At 53.7% G+C, this 16,521-nt stretch carries 16 protein-coding genes; 6 read left to right on the forward strand and 10 right to left on the reverse strand.

The genetic code is table 11. The features are described from left to right. Positions 1-91: 91 nt before the first annotated feature. Genes RGV86_RS19940 through RGV86_RS19950 form a run of 3 tightly spaced genes read right to left on the reverse strand, consistent with a single transcriptional unit; the run spans position 92 to position 3,047 of the window. The gene (locus tag RGV86_RS19940; protein WP_000045485.1) at positions 92-1,048 is read right to left on the reverse strand and encodes a lysylphosphatidylglycerol synthase domain-containing protein; all 957 of its coding nucleotides are present in this window, start codon (positions 1,046-1,048) and stop codon (positions 92-94) included. Next, positions 1,048-2,289 carry a cardiolipin synthase ClsB gene (clsB, locus tag RGV86_RS19945; protein ID WP_000650351.1) on the reverse strand — a complete coding sequence of 414 codons (1,242 nt, stop codon included), beginning with the start codon at positions 2,287-2,289 and terminating at the stop codon, positions 1,048-1,050. The genes RGV86_RS19940 and clsB overlap by 1 nt, the downstream gene beginning before the upstream one ends. Next, positions 2,286-3,047, reverse strand: a complete 762-nt coding sequence (locus RGV86_RS19950; RefSeq protein ID WP_001113359.1) for an endonuclease/exonuclease/phosphatase family protein — start codon at positions 3,045-3,047, stop codon at positions 2,286-2,288. The genes clsB and RGV86_RS19950 overlap by 4 nt, the downstream gene beginning before the upstream one ends. A gap of 132 nt (positions 3,048-3,179) precedes the next feature. Here RGV86_RS19950 and RGV86_RS19955 point away from each other — a divergent pair, with 132 nt between their 5' ends. After that, positions 3,180-3,590, forward strand: coding sequence for a YbhQ family protein (locus RGV86_RS19955; RefSeq protein WP_000871987.1), 411 nt, complete (start codon positions 3,180-3,182; stop codon positions 3,588-3,590). On the opposite strand, the gene RGV86_RS19960 is transcribed toward RGV86_RS19955, so the two are convergent. From RGV86_RS19960 to cecR, 5 genes are read right to left on the reverse strand one after another with little or no spacing between them, the layout of a single operon-like run. After that, a complete protein-coding gene (locus RGV86_RS19960) occupies positions 3,552-4,658 on the reverse strand; it encodes an ABC transporter permease (RefSeq protein ID WP_000469029.1) in 1,107 nt (368 codons plus the stop codon). The genes RGV86_RS19955 and RGV86_RS19960 overlap by 39 nt on opposite strands. Before the next feature lie 10 nt (positions 4,659-4,668). Then, entirely contained in the window at positions 4,669-5,802 is a 1,134-nt protein-coding gene (locus RGV86_RS19965; protein ID WP_000070112.1) for an ABC transporter permease, read from the reverse strand. Further along, on the reverse strand, positions 5,795-7,531 hold the full coding sequence (locus RGV86_RS19970) for an ATP-binding cassette domain-containing protein (protein WP_085460542.1): 1,737 nt from the start codon (positions 7,529-7,531) through the stop codon (positions 5,795-5,797). The genes RGV86_RS19965 and RGV86_RS19970 overlap by 8 nt, the downstream gene beginning before the upstream one ends. After that, positions 7,524-8,519 (reverse strand): secretion protein HlyD, encoded by a 996-nt coding sequence (gene hlyD / locus RGV86_RS19975; protein ID WP_000743444.1) that lies wholly within the window; start codon positions 8,517-8,519, stop codon positions 7,524-7,526. The genes RGV86_RS19970 and hlyD overlap by 8 nt, the downstream gene beginning before the upstream one ends. A gap of 2 nt (positions 8,520-8,521) precedes the next feature. After that, positions 8,522-9,193 (reverse strand): DNA-binding transcriptional regulator CecR, encoded by a 672-nt coding sequence (gene cecR, locus RGV86_RS19980; protein ID WP_024212582.1) that lies wholly within the window; start codon positions 9,191-9,193, stop codon positions 8,522-8,524. A 228-nt stretch (positions 9,194-9,421) separates the two neighbouring features. Here cecR and rhlE point away from each other — a divergent pair, with 228 nt between their 5' ends. From rhlE to ybiE, 5 genes are all read left to right on the forward strand, one after another. Next, positions 9,422-10,786, forward strand: coding sequence for an ATP-dependent RNA helicase RhlE (rhlE, locus tag RGV86_RS19985; protein ID WP_000007076.1), 1,365 nt, complete (start codon positions 9,422-9,424; stop codon positions 10,784-10,786). Between the two features lie 325 nt (positions 10,787-11,111). Beyond that, a complete protein-coding gene (dinG, locus tag RGV86_RS19990) occupies positions 11,112-13,262 on the forward strand; it encodes an ATP-dependent DNA helicase DinG (RefSeq protein WP_137598428.1) in 2,151 nt (716 codons plus the stop codon). A gap of 27 nt (positions 13,263-13,289) precedes the next feature. Further along, positions 13,290-14,252: a DNA-binding protein YbiB gene (gene ybiB / locus RGV86_RS19995; RefSeq protein ID WP_000386505.1), complete on the forward strand. Its 963-nt coding sequence runs from the start codon at positions 13,290-13,292 to the stop codon at positions 14,250-14,252. A 140-nt stretch (positions 14,253-14,392) separates the two neighbouring features. Continuing rightward, complete coding sequence (locus RGV86_RS20000) at positions 14,393-15,478, forward strand: malate/lactate/ureidoglycolate dehydrogenase (RefSeq protein ID WP_085460544.1); 1,086 nt, start codon at positions 14,393-14,395, stop codon at positions 15,476-15,478. A gap of 65 nt (positions 15,479-15,543) precedes the next feature. Next, on the forward strand, positions 15,544-15,603 hold the full coding sequence (ybiE, locus tag RGV86_RS20005) for a protein YbiE (RefSeq protein WP_211180490.1): 60 nt from the start codon (positions 15,544-15,546) through the stop codon (positions 15,601-15,603). 102 nt (positions 15,604-15,705) lie between these two features. On the opposite strand, the gene ybiJ is transcribed toward ybiE, so the two are convergent. Both ybiJ and ybiI read right to left on the reverse strand, forming a co-directional pair. After that, positions 15,706-15,966, reverse strand: a complete 261-nt coding sequence (gene ybiJ / locus RGV86_RS20010) for a DUF1471 family protein YbiJ (RefSeq protein ID WP_000849301.1) — start codon at positions 15,964-15,966, stop codon at positions 15,706-15,708. A 264-nt stretch (positions 15,967-16,230) separates the two neighbouring features. Next, positions 16,231-16,497, reverse strand: a complete 267-nt coding sequence (gene ybiI, locus RGV86_RS20015) for a C4-type zinc finger protein YbiI (protein WP_000146362.1) — start codon at positions 16,495-16,497, stop codon at positions 16,231-16,233. Positions 16,498-16,521 lie beyond the last annotated feature (24 nt).

Consider the following 16,521-nt stretch of genomic DNA (forward strand, 5'->3'; position numbering starts at 1 on the left):
TGTAGGGCGGGTAAGGCGTTCACGCCGCATCCGCCATGAACAAATAGCACGTTGCTAACAATCTGCACAAACCAAAGAACTTAACTAAACATCACATCGCCGCTTCATTTTTCGCCCGTAGCTTCTTCGCCTGGCTTTCCAGCAACAGGTAACAGATCAGCGCCAGCAGCAGCGGGATAAAGTAGTACAGGACACGGTAAGCGAGTAGGGCGGCGATAATCGTTCCTTTGGATGTATGTTCCCCTGCCAGTAGCGCGATAAACACCGCTTCCAGCACACCAATCCCCGCCGGAATATGCACGATGACACCAGCAATACTACTAACCAGCAACACGCCCAGTACAAAGAAATAGTTCACGCTTTGACCGAGTAACAGCCAGATAATCGCTCCCATTACCATCCAGTTAACGCTGGAAATCAGCATCTGGGCGAGGGCGAATTTCCATGAAGGTAGCACCAGCTTTTGCCCTTTGATGGTCATATGGCGGTGTTTAGCGAAGGCGCAAAACCATAAATAGACTGCAATTATCAGCAGCAAACCAATGCCGAGAATACGCAGCGTGGTTTGATCGATATACCAGTGATCCGGCAGTTCCACCACGCCCACGGTAAAAATAATCCCGGCCAGCAAAATATAGCCCAGCCAGTTGGTGGTAATACTCAGCGAGAAAATCCGTGTAATAGTGCTACCCGGTAATCCCAGGCGGGAGTAAAGACGATAGCGCATACCAATGCCGCCAACCCAGGTACTAAGCGTCAGGTTGAAGGCGTAGCAGATAAACGACACCAGCATCACCTGACGTTTCGCCAGTTTATGACCGCAGTAAGAGCGAGCAAGCAGGTCATAGCAGCCGTAAATCAGATAACTGACGACCACCAGCCCGACCGCACTGAGCAGCGCAACGCGATTGTAGTCACGGATGACCTTCCAGACCTCTTCCCAGTCCACCTTTTTGGCGTAGACCACCAGCAACACAATCACCGCGATAAAAAACAGCCAGGTGAGGATCTTCTTTACTAAGCGCCAGCGCGGGTGTGATTTACTCATCAGGGTTTCACCCCCGTATTTTCAGTTTCTACCCGATCCTGAGTTTCCATTGCCGGCTGCGCGGGCGGATCAACTTGCGCCAGACGTGGCGTGTGCGCCGGAAGCCAGCCCACCAGCGCCGGGAAATGGCGTAAAAAGTGGAATGCCAGCACGCTTTTGGTCAGGTTCCACCAGGTGCGTTTCGGCAGCATGGTCTCATCGACCTGCTGACAATCTGCGGCGATAATGCCGTTCAGATTATCGCGCAGCGTCTGGTTAAAATGACGATCGTGGATGATGACATTTGCTTCGAGATTCAGTGACAAACTGAGCGGATCGAGATTACTGGACCCTACTGTCGCCCAGTGATCGTCCATCAACGCCACTTTGCCGTGGAGCGGGCGGCGGCGGTACTCAAAAACCTGAACGCCGCCTTTAACCAGATAGTTATACAGCAAACGCGCGCCGACTCTGACAATCGGCATATCCGGTTCGCCCTGAATGATCAGTTTGATCCGCACCCCGCGCCGTGCCGCTTTACGCAAGGCGTGTAAAAATCGATAGCCGGGGAAGAAGTAGGCGTTGGCGATAATCACTTCCCGCCGCGCCTGAGTGAGCATTTTCAGATAGTGGCGCTCAATATCGCTGCGATGTTCTTCGTTATCGCGCCAGACCAGCAATACCTGCGCTTCTCCCGGCTGGCGGTTCTCTTCCGCCTTGTGATGACGTCGCCACCAGCGCCGTGCCGCGCTTTGTCCGGGCAGATTTTCCAGTTCAAATTGCAGAATATCTTCGACAATTGGCCCTTCGAGGCGTACCGCGTAATCCTGTTTAGCCTCTGGACCGTAGCTGGACATATGCTCGGCGGAGTAATTCAGCCCGCCAATAAAGGCGATACGTGCGTCGATCACCACAATTTTGCGATGCATCCGGCGAAACACATTGGTGCGCATACCGAACAGGCGAGGGCGGGGATCGTAATAACGAAACACCACGCCAGCCGCCGTCAGTTCATTGACAAACTCATCGCTGAGATCCGGCGAACCGTAGCCATCCAGCAAGACTTCCGCTTTAACCCCGCGTCGTGCAGCGTCCAGCAATGCTGCGTGTAATTGTTTACCGACGTCATCCTCGAACCAGATAAACGTTTCAAGAATAATGCGTTCTTGCGCCTCACCAATCGCTTTAAATACAGCGGGATAATATTGCTCGCCGTTCTCCAGCAACTGGATCTTATTGCCTTCGCGCCAGCTACATTTCATAAATGAATCTCCGCACTCAAAGGGGCATGATCAGAAAGGTGTCGCCATGTCCGCAGCGGCAACGCGGTTGGCGCGCTGGCGCTGGCATTTTTGACATAGATCCTGTCCAGACGTAGTAGAGGAAATTGCACTGGAAACGTGCGCGCCGGGCGTCCGTGGGCGCGGGTAAATATCTCATCCAACCCGGCCTGTACTTTTAAGGGATGATTGGCTTTTTGCCGCCAGTCGTTGAAATCACCCGCCACTAAAACGGGTTCGTCGGGCGGAAGCTGGTTCACCCATTCGGCGAGCATCGCAAGCTGCGCCTGACGGTGCGCCTCACGCAGGCCAAGATGCACGCACATCACATGAATCGCTTTCCCGGTCACCGGTGGCACAATGCGGCAATACAGTACGCCACGTTTTTCCGCTCCATCGACAGAAACATCACGATTTTCATAATGTTCAATGGGATAGCGTGACAGCACCGCGTTTCCGTGATGCCCTTCTGGATACACAGCATTGCGACCGTAGGCAAAATCGCTCCACATGGTGTCGGCAAGAAACTCGTAGTGCGAGGTATCGGGCCAGTTTTCCACATGCAGCGGATGAACTTCGTGCGCGCCCATCACTTCCTGCAGGCAAACAATATCGGCGCTGACGGTGCGCACGGCGTCGCGAAGTTCCGGCAAAATGAAGCGTCGGTTAAACGCGGTAAAGCCTTTGTGAATATTGATGGTGAGTACCTTGAACGAAAATTGTTGTGTTTGATCGGGCATAATTTTCCTGTCTTTGCCTCTTATCTCATTGAAATAGTGTAGTCGGCGTCACAAAAAGGTGCGGTCTTACGGAATTTTCCGTAAAGTTCGGTACTCTGAGTTAGTAGAGATAAATTCTTCAGGAGAGAAGCCATGAAGTGGCAACAACGTGTTCGTGTCGCAACTGGCCTAAGTTGCTGGCAGATTATGTTGCATTTACTGGTAGTGGCGCTGCTGGTGGTGGGCTGGATGAGTAAAACCCTGGTTCACGTCGGCGTGGGATTGTGCGTGCTGTATTGCGTAACGGTAGTGATGATGCTGGTGTTTCAGCGCCACCCCGAACAACGCTGGCGCGAGGTGGCAGACGTACTGGAAGAGCTGACCACCACCTGGTATTTTGGCGCAGCGCTGATTGTGCTGTGGCTGTTGTCCCGCGTACTGGAAAACAACTATTTGCTGGCAATTGCAGGGCTGGCGATCCTTGCCGGCCCGGCGGTGGTGTCGTTACTGGCGAAAGATAAAAAGTTACATCACCTTGCGTCTAAACATCGCGTACGCCGCTGACCCTGTCGTGGCCGTTATCACCAGTAGCGGCCACAAACTGTTCCACACAATATCCAGACTCGCATCCTTCAAATAAATCTGCTTGGTAATGTCCGTAAAGTGGCGGATAGGGTTAATCCACGTCAGGTTTTGCAGCCACACCGGCATGTTTTCCACCGGCGAAACGTAACCGGAAAGCAGAATGGCGGGCATCATAAAGACGAATACGCCGATAAACGCCTGCTGTTGCGTTGCACAGAGTGATGAAATCAGCAGACCGAATCCCACCAGTGACAAACCGTAAATCACCATCGTAAAGTAGAACAGCGCCAGCGATCCGGCGAAGGGGATTTGATACGCCCAGATACCAATCGCCAGCACAATGGTGGCCTGGAAGGTGGCGACAATTAATGCCGGTACGGCTTTGCCGATGAATATCTGCCAGGTGGTGAGCGGCGAAACCAGCAGCTGATCGAGCGTACCTTGTTCACGTTCGCGGGCGACGGAAAGTGAAGTGACGATCATTACGCCGATAGTGGTGATCATGGCGATCAGCGACGGCACCACAAACCATTTGTAGTCGAGATTCGGGTTATACCAGTTGCGTACCACCAGCTCGCTGTTGTTGGGTTTCGGTTTTCCTTCCAGCAGCTCCTGCTGATAATTTTTGACGATCTGTTGCAGGTAGTTGGCGGCAATTTGCGCACTGTTGGAGTTACGCCCGTCGAGAATTAACTGCAACGGTGCGGTCTGGAAAGTATCCAGTTTGCGTGAGAAGTCAGCCGGGAAACGCACCAGCAGTAGCGCCTTTTGCGTATCGATAGTTGGGCGGATCTCCTGCGGACTTTTCAACAGCAGCACATGGGTAAAGGCGCTGGCGCGGGCAAAACGCTGGGTCAGCTCCACCGAATGCTCGCCGTTATCTTCATCGTAGATGGCGATGGTGGCGTTGGTCACTTCCAGCGTGGCGGCAAACGGGAACAGGATCACCTGAATAAGCACGGGTAAAATCAGAATCGCTCGCGTCTGCGGTTCGCGCAGCAGCGACTGCAATTCTTTGCGGATTAACGTCCATAAGCGATGAAACATGCTCTTCTCCCTAATCCAGCCGACGTTTGGTTTTCAGCCACGTCAGGCCGATAAACATTACCGCCGAAGCGATCAAAAACAGCACGTTTACCACCAGTACCACCGGAATATTCCCTGCGAGGAACAGGCTTTGCAGGGTGCTGACGAAATAACGTGCGGGAATAATGTACGTCACCGCGCGGATCACCGCTGGCATACTGTCTATCTGAAATATAAAGCCGGAAAGCATAATCGACGGCAGGAAAGCGGCGTTCAGTGCCACCTGAGCGGCGTTGAACTGGTTGCGGGTAATCGTAGAAATCAGCAGCCCCATCCCCAGCGTACTGAGTAAAAACAGGCTGGTGATAAAAAACAGGATCAGCAGCGAACCGCGATAGGGCACGCCGAGAATAAACACCGACACCAGCATACAGAGCAGCATCGCCAGCATACCGAGGAAATAATAGGGGATCAGCTTACACAGCAGCAGTTCCGTGCGGGTAATCTCCGTAGAGAGCAAAGCCTCCATAGTGCCGCGCTCCCACTCCCGCGCCACCACCAGCGAGGTGAGGATCGCGCCGATGACCGTCATGATAATGGTTACCGCACCGGGGATAATAAAGTGCTGGCTTATCGCCGCCGGGTTAAACCAGTAGCGTGTCTGGACGTCGATAAGTGGTTCAAACGTCTGCCCATTGTCCTCTGCCCGCTGCATTTGCCAGATCTGCCAGATCCCTTCGACATACCCCTGCACAAAGTTAGCGGTATTCGGCTCACTGCCGTCGGTGATCACCTGAATCGGCGCGGTGGCGTTGGCGCGCTCCATCTGTTCGGCGAAATCCACGGGAATCACCACCAGACCACGAATTTTCCCCGCCTGCATTTTGGCGATCAGTTCCTGACGGTTATCGCTGATGGTGGCGTCAATATAGGGCGAGCCGGTCATAGTGTGGGTGAAATCCAGCGCCGCTTCGCTACGCTGCTCCAGCAAAATCCCGACGCGCAGCTTGCTGGAGTCGAGGTTAATGCCGTAACCAAAAATAAACAGCAGCAACAGCGGGATCACCACCGCAATCAGCCAGCTACTTGGATCGCGAATGATCTGCCGCGTCTCTTTGACGCACAGCGCCCGCACGCGACGCCAGGAAAGGATCGGGTTACTCATTGCCATGCTCCTTATCCCAGTCGTGGATCAATTGAATAAAGGCTTGCTCCATAGTGGGATCGGGTTGCTCATCGTTAGCCGACTGTGCTTTCAAATCATCCGGCGTACCGCTGGCAATCAGCTTCCCGCGATACACCAGCCCGATGCGGTCGCAATATTCCGCTTCATCCATAAAGTGGGTGGTGACCATCACCGTGACGCCTTTCTCTACCATGCTGTTGATATGCAGCCAGAACTCGCGGCGGGTGAGGGGATCGACGCCGGAGGTCGGTTCATCAAGAAACAGAATGTCCGGTTCGTGCATTAGCGAGCAGGCCAGCGCCAGCCGCTGTTTAAAACCCAACGGCAGTTCATCGGTGGCATGTGAGGCGATACTTTTCAGGCCGAATGCCTCGCTCATACGGGAGATTTTTTCGTTCTGCGCCCGACCGCGTAAGCCATACACGCCGGAGAAAAAACGTAAATTCTGTTCGACTGTCAGATTGCCATAGAGCGAAAACTTTTGCGCCATATAGCCGAGATGCTGGCGTGCTTTACCGGAACTCTCTTTCAGATCCATGCCCAGCACCAGCGCCTGACCAGAGGTCGGCACCAGCAAACCGCACATCATCTTAAAGGTGGTCGATTTACCCGCGCCGTTTGGCCCCAGCAAACCAAAAATCTCCCCACGTTTAACGGCAAAGTTGACGTGATCGGTGGCGGCAAAATCACCAAATTTTTTGGTCAGTTCTTTCGCCTCGATCACCGTTTCGTCCGGTGTGCCTTCTACCGTATGTAATATTGCGCCCAGCGGCGATTCCGAGGTTCCGGCACCGCCGAGCAAATCAATAAACGCATCTTCAAAACGTGGTGTGGTTTCGTTGATGTTGATTTCTGGCATCCCGTCGGCGCGACGAATATCGTCTGGTGTGGCCTCTTTTTTGAGGATCAGGCGCACGGATTTCCCCTGAATCATGCCGTCGCTGACCTGTGGCAGTTTCAATGCTCGTTGCAACAGTTTGCGGTTGCCTTCGTGTGGACTGGTCATCAGAAAACTGCGTCCGGCCATGGTTTGTGTCAGGGCTTTTGGTTCTCCCTGATACAGCAACTCGCCTTCGTTCATCAGCAACACGTCACGGCACTGCTCGGCTTCGTCGAGATACGAGGTGCTCCAGAGGATCAGCATCCCTTCGCCTGCCAGCTCATGTACCATCTGCCACAGTTCGCGCCGTGAGATAGGGTCAACGCCGACGCCGGGTTCATCGAGCAGCAACACTTTCGGTTCGCCCACCAGGGTACAGGCCAGCCCGAGTTTTTGTTTCATTCCGCCTGAGAGCTTACCCGCCAGGCGCCCGGTAAACGGGCCAAGAGACGTAAACTCCAGCAGGCGAGCAAAAGTCTGTTTACGTGCTTCACCGGTGACGCTGCGTAAATCCGCGTACAAATTGAGGTTTTCCATCACCGTGAGATCTTCATACAGACCGAATTTCTGCGGCATATAGCCGAGCACCGCGTGCAGCGCAGCGTCGTTTTTGATCGGATCAAAACCGATAACTGTGGCCCTGCCGCTGTCAGGTTTCAGCAACCCGGCCAGCATCCGCATCAGCGTGGTTTTGCCCGCGCCGTCCGGCCCTACCAACCCCGTCACATAACCAGCGTGAACGGTGCAGTCGAGCGGCGCGACGGCGGGCTTATCCATGCCCGGAAAGCGTTTTTCCAGGCCGTTCAGCGTGATAACGGCATCATTCATGTCCTGCCTCGTCACCGAATTGCACCGTCACTGGCATTCCCTGGCGTAACGCATCATCGGCGTCGGTCACCACAATACGCAGGCGATAGACGAGGTCGGTACGCAGATCCGGCGTTTCGACGGTTTTCGGGGTAAATTCAGCGGTTGGCGAAACGAAACCAATCTGCCCGTGATAGGGCTTGTCCGGGCGACCATCGGTATAGAGCAGCACTTTGCGCCCCGGCTGGGCCTGGTCAAGATTACGTTCGTCAACATAGGCACGCACCCACACCGGACGAGTTAGTGAAACGGTAAACACCGTGCCACCTTCATTGAGAACCGTGCCTGGCTCCACCGCGCGCGTTAACAGCGTGCCATCAGACGGGGCTATCAACGTTGAGTCCTGTAAATTCAGCTCCGCCTGCGCCAGTTGCGCCTGTGCCTGTTCGAGGCTGGCTTTTGCCTGGGCGATATCCTGTTCACGGTTACCGGAACGGTACTGACGTAATTTATCCTGAGCTGATTTCAGCGTTGCCTGCGCCTGGTCGCGCGAGGAGCGGGCATTTTCCAGGTCATTTGCCGAAATGGTGCGGCTTTTCCACAACCCTTGCTGACGGTTATAGAAGTTCTGCGCATAGTCATACGCGGCTTGCGCTTGTTTCACCGCTGCGGCGGCCTGAGCGATTTCTTCATCGCGATACCCGGCAAGCATCAGGTCGTACTGCGCCTGTGCCACCGAAACGCCTGCTTTCGCCTGCATCAGGGCAATCTCATACGGCTTATGATCCAGTTCGCCCAGAACCTGGCCCGCTTTGATCGCATCACCTTCGTCTACTGCCAGCGACTCAACACGACCACCGACACGGAAGCTTAGATTCACGGTGCGAATATCCACATTGCCATACAGCGTCAGGCCGTTATCCTGGCGGCTTTGATACCACCAGTAGCCTCCGGCAACCACGGCGGCAAGTACCACTACCGCCAGTCCAATCACGACAGGTTTTTTCATCACTACAAACTCCTTTGCGATAATCCTTGCAAAATCAGGTCGATATGACAGGTCACCGTCTGGTTGATCAGTTCGGTCTTTTCTTCATCGAACGCGGTCCAGCCGGTACGTAACAGAATTGTTTCTTTGCCAAGACGGAACGCCAGAATCTCACCAATCAACGCATGGGTATGAAGGATCATGCGGGTATCGTTGGCGTCGCAGCCGGTCCAGGCGGCAATCAGGCGTGTCAGGTGGCTGTGTAGCGGGCTAATCACCTGTTCGTGCACCAGGTGATAGGCTGCCGTAGGAGAGAGCTGCTCACGGGAGATAAACTTACTGAGGTTGACGGTGTCATCCTGGGTGAGCAGCTTAATCATGTTCCTGCAGGCGCGAAGGATCAGTTCGCGGATGGCAGCCCGATCAGGCTGTGGTTGCGCGAACAAACGTTCGGCTTCTTCGGCGTGCGGACGGAACTGCTCGCCAATAAAATCGGCAATCCACTGGGCGCAGGCGAGGTACAAATCTTCTTTCGAACCGAAGTAGTAGGTGATGGCAGCGATATTCTGCCCGGCCTGGGCGGCTATCTCGCGGGTGGTGGCGTTCATTCCATATTCACCAAACTGTGCCAGTGCAGCAGCAATCAGCTGCTTTTTCGCCTGTTCACCTTTGGTTGTCATGGCAGGACTATTCATAGCACAGCCCATTCTTAATCAAATGATTGATTAAGATTATGACTCATTTTTCGCGTTGTCCAGTATGGCTAAGAATTTGAGCAACGTCAGTCACAGGGATAATTTATGCGCTGCGTCACAAAAACTGCTACACTCCGCTCCCTCATGACATTGTGGTTTTTGTCATTTTCCTTTTCAGTATCTCCCTGAAAACTACACCGGTAACGGTCGGGGCGGTTCGGAGTAGTTATGTCTTTCGATTCTTTGGGTTTAAGCCCTGATATCCTGCGCGCCGTTGCCGAGCAAGGTTACCGTGAACCCACCCCTATTCAGCAGCAGGCGATCCCTGCGGTGCTGGAAGGTCGCGACCTGATGGCCAGTGCCCAGACCGGCACCGGCAAAACAGCGGGCTTTACGCTGCCGCTGTTGCAACACCTGATTTCCCGCGAGCCGCACGCCAAAGGGCGTCGTCCGGTGCGCGCGCTCATTCTTACCCCGACCCGTGAACTGGCGGCGCAGATTGGTGAAAACGTCCGTGATTACAGCAAATACCTGAACATTCGTTCGCTGGTGGTGTTTGGTGGCGTCAGCATTAACCCGCAGATGATGAAGCTGCGTGGCGGTGTTGATGTGCTGGTGGCAACGCCGGGGCGTTTGCTGGATCTGGAACACCAGAATGCGGTGAAGCTGGATCAGATAGAAATCCTCGTCCTTGATGAAGCTGACCGTATGCTCGATATGGGCTTTATTCACGATATTCGCCGTGTGTTAACAAAACTGCCCGCGAAGCGCCAGAACCTGCTGTTCTCCGCGACTTTCTCTGACGAGATTAAAGCTCTGGCAGAAAAACTGCTGCATAACCCGCTGGAAATCGAAGTTGCACGCCGCAATACCGCCTCTGAGCAGGTAACCCAGCACGTTCACTTTGTCGATAAGAAACGCAAACGGGAATTGCTGTCACACATGATTGGTAAAGGCAACTGGCAGCAGGTGCTGGTGTTTACCCGTACCAAACATGGCGCTAACCATCTGGCTGAACAATTAAATAAAGATGGCATTCGCAGTGCGGCGATCCACGGTAATAAATCGCAAGGTGCGCGTACCCGTGCATTGGCCGATTTTAAATCGGGTGATATTCGCGTGCTGGTGGCGACTGATATCGCCGCGCGTGGCCTGGATATCGAAGAGTTGCCACACGTCGTCAACTATGAGCTGCCAAACGTACCGGAAGATTATGTCCACCGTATCGGGCGTACCGGTCGTGCCGCCGCCACCGGCGAAGCGTTATCGCTGGTGTGTGTTGATGAACACAAACTGTTGCGCGATATCGAAAAACTGCTGAAAAAAGAGATCCCGCGTATTGCGATTCCGGGTTATGAGCCGGACCCGTCAATCAAAGCCGAACCGATCCAGAATGGTCGCCAGCAACGCAGTGGCGGCGGTCGTGGGCAAGGTGGTGGTCGCGGTCAACAGCAGCCACGCCGCGCTGAAGGTGGAGCGAAGTCTGGTAACGCGAAACCCGCAGAAAAACCATCTCGCCGCCTCGGCGATGCCAAACCAGCAGGCGAACAACAACGTCGCCGCCGTCCGCGTAAACCTGCCGCTGCGCAGTAATATTTTATGCCGGGCTATGCCCGGCAGCAGACTGATGACAAAGTCCCAAAAGTGCCTGGACAGTCCCCTCACCCCGACCCTCTCCCTAAAAGGCTGAGGGGGAAAACCGTACCTGTTTTTGGCTATTAAGCCAGTTTGTCAGCAATCTTATGCCGGGCTATGCCCGGCATAAGATTGCTGACAATGATGTTTCTCCCGATGCGGGAAATCCCCGCATCCGGAAAACGTTATTGCGAGCCGCTTTCCAGAAACAGAAAAACCATTACCCCTGAAAACCGAAAAATGCCACAATATTGGCTGTTTATACAGTATTTCAGGTTTTCTCATGGCATTAACCGCCGCGCTTAAAGCGCAAATTGCCGCCTGGTATAAGGCGCTTCAGGAACAGATCCCCGACTTTATTCCCCGTGCGCCGCAGCGGCAGATGATTGCGGACGTCGCCAAAACGCTGGCCGGAGAAGAAGGGCGGCATCTGGCGATTGAAGCCCCCACCGGCGTTGGGAAAACGCTCTCCTATTTGATCCCCGGCATCGCCATTGCCCGCGAAGAGCAAAAAACGCTGGTGGTGAGTACCGCCAACGTGGCATTGCAGGATCAGATTTACAGCAAAGATTTACCGCTGCTGAAAAAGATCATTCCCGATCTCAAATTTACCGCCGCTTTTGGGCGTGGGCGCTACGTTTGCCCGCGCAATCTGACGGCGCTCGCCAGCACTGAACCCACGCAACAGGATCTGCTCGCTTTTCTTGACGACGAACTGACGCCAAATAATCAGGAAGAGCAAAAACGCTGTGCAAAGCTGAAGGGCGATCTCGACACTTATAAATGGGATGGCCTGCGCGATCATACGGATATCGCTATTGATGACGATCTCTGGCGCCGTTTGAGTACCGACAAAGCCAGTTGCCTGAACCGCAACTGTTACTACTACCGCGAATGCCCGTTTTTTGTGGCTCGTCGGGAGATTCAGGAAGCGGAAGTGGTGGTGGCAAACCATGCGCTGGTGATGGCGGCGATGGAAAGCGAAGCGGTATTGCCAGACCCGAAAAACTTGCTGCTGGTGCTGGATGAAGGGCATCACCTGCCGGACGTGGCGCGGGATGCGCTGGAGATGAGCGCCGAAATCACCGCGCCCTGGTATCGGCTGCAACTGGACTTGTTCACGAAACTGGTCGCCACCTGCATGGAGCAGTTTTGCCCGAAGACGATCCCGCCGTTGGCGATCCCTGAACGTTTGAATGCGCATTGTGAAGAGTTGTATGAGCTTATCGCCTCTTTAAACAACATTCTCAATCTCTATATGCCTGCCGGGCAGGAGGCTGAGCACCGGTTTGCGATGGGCGAACTGCCTGATGAAGTGCTGGAGATCTGCCAGCGGCTGGCGAAACTGACAGAGATGTTGCGTGGTCTGGCAGAACTATTCCTCAACGATTTAAGCGAGAAAACCGGCAGCCATGACATTGTGCGCCTGCATCGGCTTATTTTGCAGATGAACCGCGCGCTGGGAATGTTTGAGGCGCAAAGCAAACTCTGGCGGCTGGCCTCGCTGGCGCAATCTTCCGGTGCGCCAGTGACCAAATGGGCGACGCGGGAAGAGCGTGACGGGCAGCTACATCTCTGGTTTCACTGCGTGGGGATCCGCGTCAGCGATCAGCTGGAAAGGCTGCTGTGGCGCAGCATTCCGCACATTATTGTCACTTCCGCGACCTTGCGTTCGTTGAACAGTTTTTCGCGTTTGCAGGAGATGAGCGGGCTGAAAGAAAAAGCGGGCGATCGCTTCGTGGCGCTGGATTCACCGTTCAACCACTGTGAGCAGGGCAAAATTGTTATTCCCCGGATGCGCGTTGAGCCTTCTATCGACAGCGAAGAGCAGCATATTGCCGAAATGGCCGCCTTTTTCCGTGAGCAGGTGGAGAGCAAAAAGCATCTCGGCATGTTGGTGCTGTTTGCCAGCGGACGGGCGATGCAGCGGTTTCTCGACTATGTGATGGATTTACGTCTGATGCTGTTAGTGCAGGGAGATCAGCCGCGCTACCGCTTAGTTGAACTGCATCGCAAACGCGTCGCTAACGGTGAACGCAGTGTACTGGTAGGTTTACAGTCATTTGCCGAAGGGCTTGATTTGAAAGGCGATCTGCTCAGCCAGGTGCATATCCATAAAATCGCCTTTCCGCCTATCGACAGTCCAGTGGTGATTACCGAAGGCGAATGGCTAAAAAGTCTTAACCGCTACCCGTTTGAGGTGCAAAGCCTGCCGAGTGCTTCGTTTAATCTGATTCAGCAGGTTGGGCGTCTTATTCGAAGCCACAGTTGCTGGGGCGAGGTGGTTATCTACGACAAACGCTTGTTGACCAAAAATTATGGCAAGCGACTACTGGACGCATTACCGGTATTTCCGATAGAGCAACCGGAAGTCCCTGAAGGTATAGTTAAAAAGAAAGAAAAAGCGAAATCCCCACGCCGTCGGCGGCGTTAATGATGTGAGTCAGGTAAGGAGTCGTAAATGGACTATCGCAAAATCATCAAAGAGATCGGGCGCGGGAAAAACCACGCGCGCGATCTGGATCAGGATACGGCGCGCGGTCTGTATGCCCATATGCTCAATGGCGAAGTGCCTGACCTTGAGTTGGGTGGTGTATTGATTGCACTGCGTATCAAAGGGGAAGGGGAAGCAGAGATGCTCGGCTTTTACGAAGCCATGCAAAATCACACCATCAAGCTAACGCCCCCCGCCGGCAAGCCGATGCCGATTGTCATCCCCAGTTACAACGGTGCGCGTAAACAGGCCAACCTGACACCGTTGCTGGCGATTCTGCTGCATAAACTCGGTTTTCCGGTGGTGGTTCACGGCGTGAGTGAAGATCCGACTCGCGTGCTGACCGAAACCATTTTTCAACTGATGGGGATTGCGCCAACGCTACATGCCGGACAAGCACAGGCGAAGCTTGACGAGCACCAGCCGGTATTTATGCCCGTAGGCGCGTTTTGCCCGCCGCTGGAAAAACAACTGGCAATGCGCTGGCGGATGGGCGTGCGTAACAGTGCGCATACCCTGGCGAAACTGGCGACACCGTTTGCCGAAGGTGAGGCACTGCGTCTTTCCAGCGTCTCGCATCCGGAATACATCGGGCGAGTCGCGAAATTCTTTAGCGATATTGGCGGACGGGCGCTGTTAATGCACGGCACCGAAGGCGAAGTCTATGCTAATCCGCAACGCTGCCCGCAAATAAATCTTATTGACCGCGAAGGGATGCGGGTGCTGTATGAAAAACAGGACACTGCTGGCAACGAGCTACTGCCACAAGCAAAAGACCCGGAAACCACGGCGAAGTGGATTGAGCGTTGCCTGGCAGGCAACGAACCAATTCCTGAGTCACTGAACATCCAGATGGCTTGCTGTCTGGCGGCGGCGGGCGAAGTGGCAACCATTAGCGATGGTCTGGCGCGCATTAAACAATCCTTTTAATTTCTTCCTCAGCCGGATGATGACTGTCATCCGGTCTTTACTCCACTGCACCATGAAAGTGCAGCATCTTTATTGACCTTCCCGTGTGCGGCGCGCAGCATAAAAAAACAACAGGCATATAACATAAACAGGAGTTAACCATGGAAAGTGGTCATCGCTTTGATGCCCGGACGCTGCACAACTTTGTCCTGACTGTGTTTCGTCAGATGGGTAGCGAGGAACAGGAAGCAAAATTAGTAGCAGATCATTTAATCGCAGCAAATCTGGCAGGACATGATTCACATGGTATTGGCATGATCCCGAATTATGTGCGTTCCTGGCAGCAGGGCTATTTGCAGATCAACCATCACGCCAAAATTGTCAAAGATGCGGGGGCAGTGGTCACGCTTGATGGCGATCGTGCATGTGGTCAGGTCGCTGCATATGAGGCCATGGCTCTGGGGATTGAAAAAGCACGTCACCACGGCATTGCTGCCGTGGCGCTGCGTAACTCACATCATATCGGGCGCATTGGTTATTGGGCGGAACAGTGCGCGGCGGCGGGGTTTGTCTCTATCCACTTTGTCAGTGTGGTAGGGAGTAAGGCTGTCGCGCCGTTCCGTGGTCGTGACAGTCGCTTTGGCACAAATCCGTTCTGCGTGGTCTTTCCCCGAAAAGATAATTTCCCGTTGTTGCTTGATTACGCCACCAGCACCATTGCGTTTGGTAAAGCGCGTGTGGCCTGGCATAAAGGCGTGCCTGTACCACCTGGTTGCCTGATCGACGTTAATGGCGTGCCAACGACCGATCCGGCAGTCATGCTGGAGTCACCGTTAGGAGCGTTGCTGGCCTTTGCTGAACATAAAGGTTATGCCCTGGCAGTGATGTGCGAAATTCTCGGTGGTGCACTTTCTGGCGGCAAAACTACTTATCAGGAAACATTGCAGCACAGCCCCGATGCCGGTTTTAACTGCATGACGACCATTATCATTAACCCGGAGCTGTTCGGTGCGCCAGATTGTGCAACGCAGTCCGAAGCCTTTGCCGAGTGGGTGAAAGCCTCGCCGCATGATGACGATAAACCGATTTTGCTGCCGGGTGAGTGGGAAGTGAATACGCGTCGCGAACGGCAGGAGATGGGGATCCCGTTGGATGCCGGAAGCTGGCAGGCAATTTGCGACGCAGCGCGGCAGATTGGTATATCAGAAGAGACGTTGCAGGCTTTCTGCCAGCAATCAGTCAGCTAAAAAAAGCCCGTCCAGTGACGGACGGGCAAACAAGGGTAACATAGGATCAATGAGGGTTGGAGCACATGCGTCTGTCGGCAAACAGACAGGGAAATACTTGTGCTGGACGTAGCGTAAACGCCTGATCCGTCCAACGGTTCGGATTTTGTAGGCCTGATAAAACGCGGTAGCGTCGCATCAGGCATCTGTTGCCGGATGCGGCGTAAACGCTTTATCCGTCCTACGAATTACTTATAAATTACCGCAGTACCGCTTAATTTATTGTTGTTGGTGGCGGAAGTAATGCTGTATCCACTAGCACCGGCTGCTGCCGCTTTCTCAGCCAGTTTTGCTTCCAGGGCATCGAGGGTGGATGCGCCATCGGCAGAAACCACGCCGATTTTATTCATGTTCTGTGCCTGGGATGCCGTGACCGGCTCCGCCGCGAATACGCCAAAAGACAGAGTTGAAAGCGCCATAGCAGCAACAACAGTATTGATAGTTTTCATAATTAATCTCTCGCAGGTGATTTTTGTATAAGTGACGTTGTCTCGTCGATGTGATGAGTATCACGTTTTTTTACGAGAGATAAAATCGAAGAGAATTGACCGCCTTGTTCAAATAAATTGATTGATATCTAACATGCTGATAATCCATTCATTTATCGTATGTATGAACCAATTTTGTAACATGTGGCAGTTACGGCTGCGTTAAAGGCACGGAATGCCACGCAAAATACAAATTATACACGCTAAACATCCCGCCAGTTGTAGTTAACGTAACTGGCTGTCTTTCGAACCTCTGCGATTATATCCTGTATAAGATGGTTTTTGTAAATCTTTCTCCTGCTGACAATGGATGCATAAGCGCACGCCAGGAATGGCTTCCCGACGGGCCTGCGGGATGGGGGCACCGCACTCTTCACATTCATACAGGCTTTCGCCACGCGGAATTTCACCCCTGGCGCGGGCAATCGCATCTTCAATTGTACTGTTGATCTGTTCGTTGACGGCGTCATCGTTAGCCCAACCGGATGCCATATTGTCCTCCCCATATCAATGCTT

It is taken from the genome of Escherichia ruysiae (genome assembly GCF_031323975.1).
Classification (GTDB): domain Bacteria; phylum Pseudomonadota; class Gammaproteobacteria; order Enterobacterales; family Enterobacteriaceae; genus Escherichia; species Escherichia ruysiae.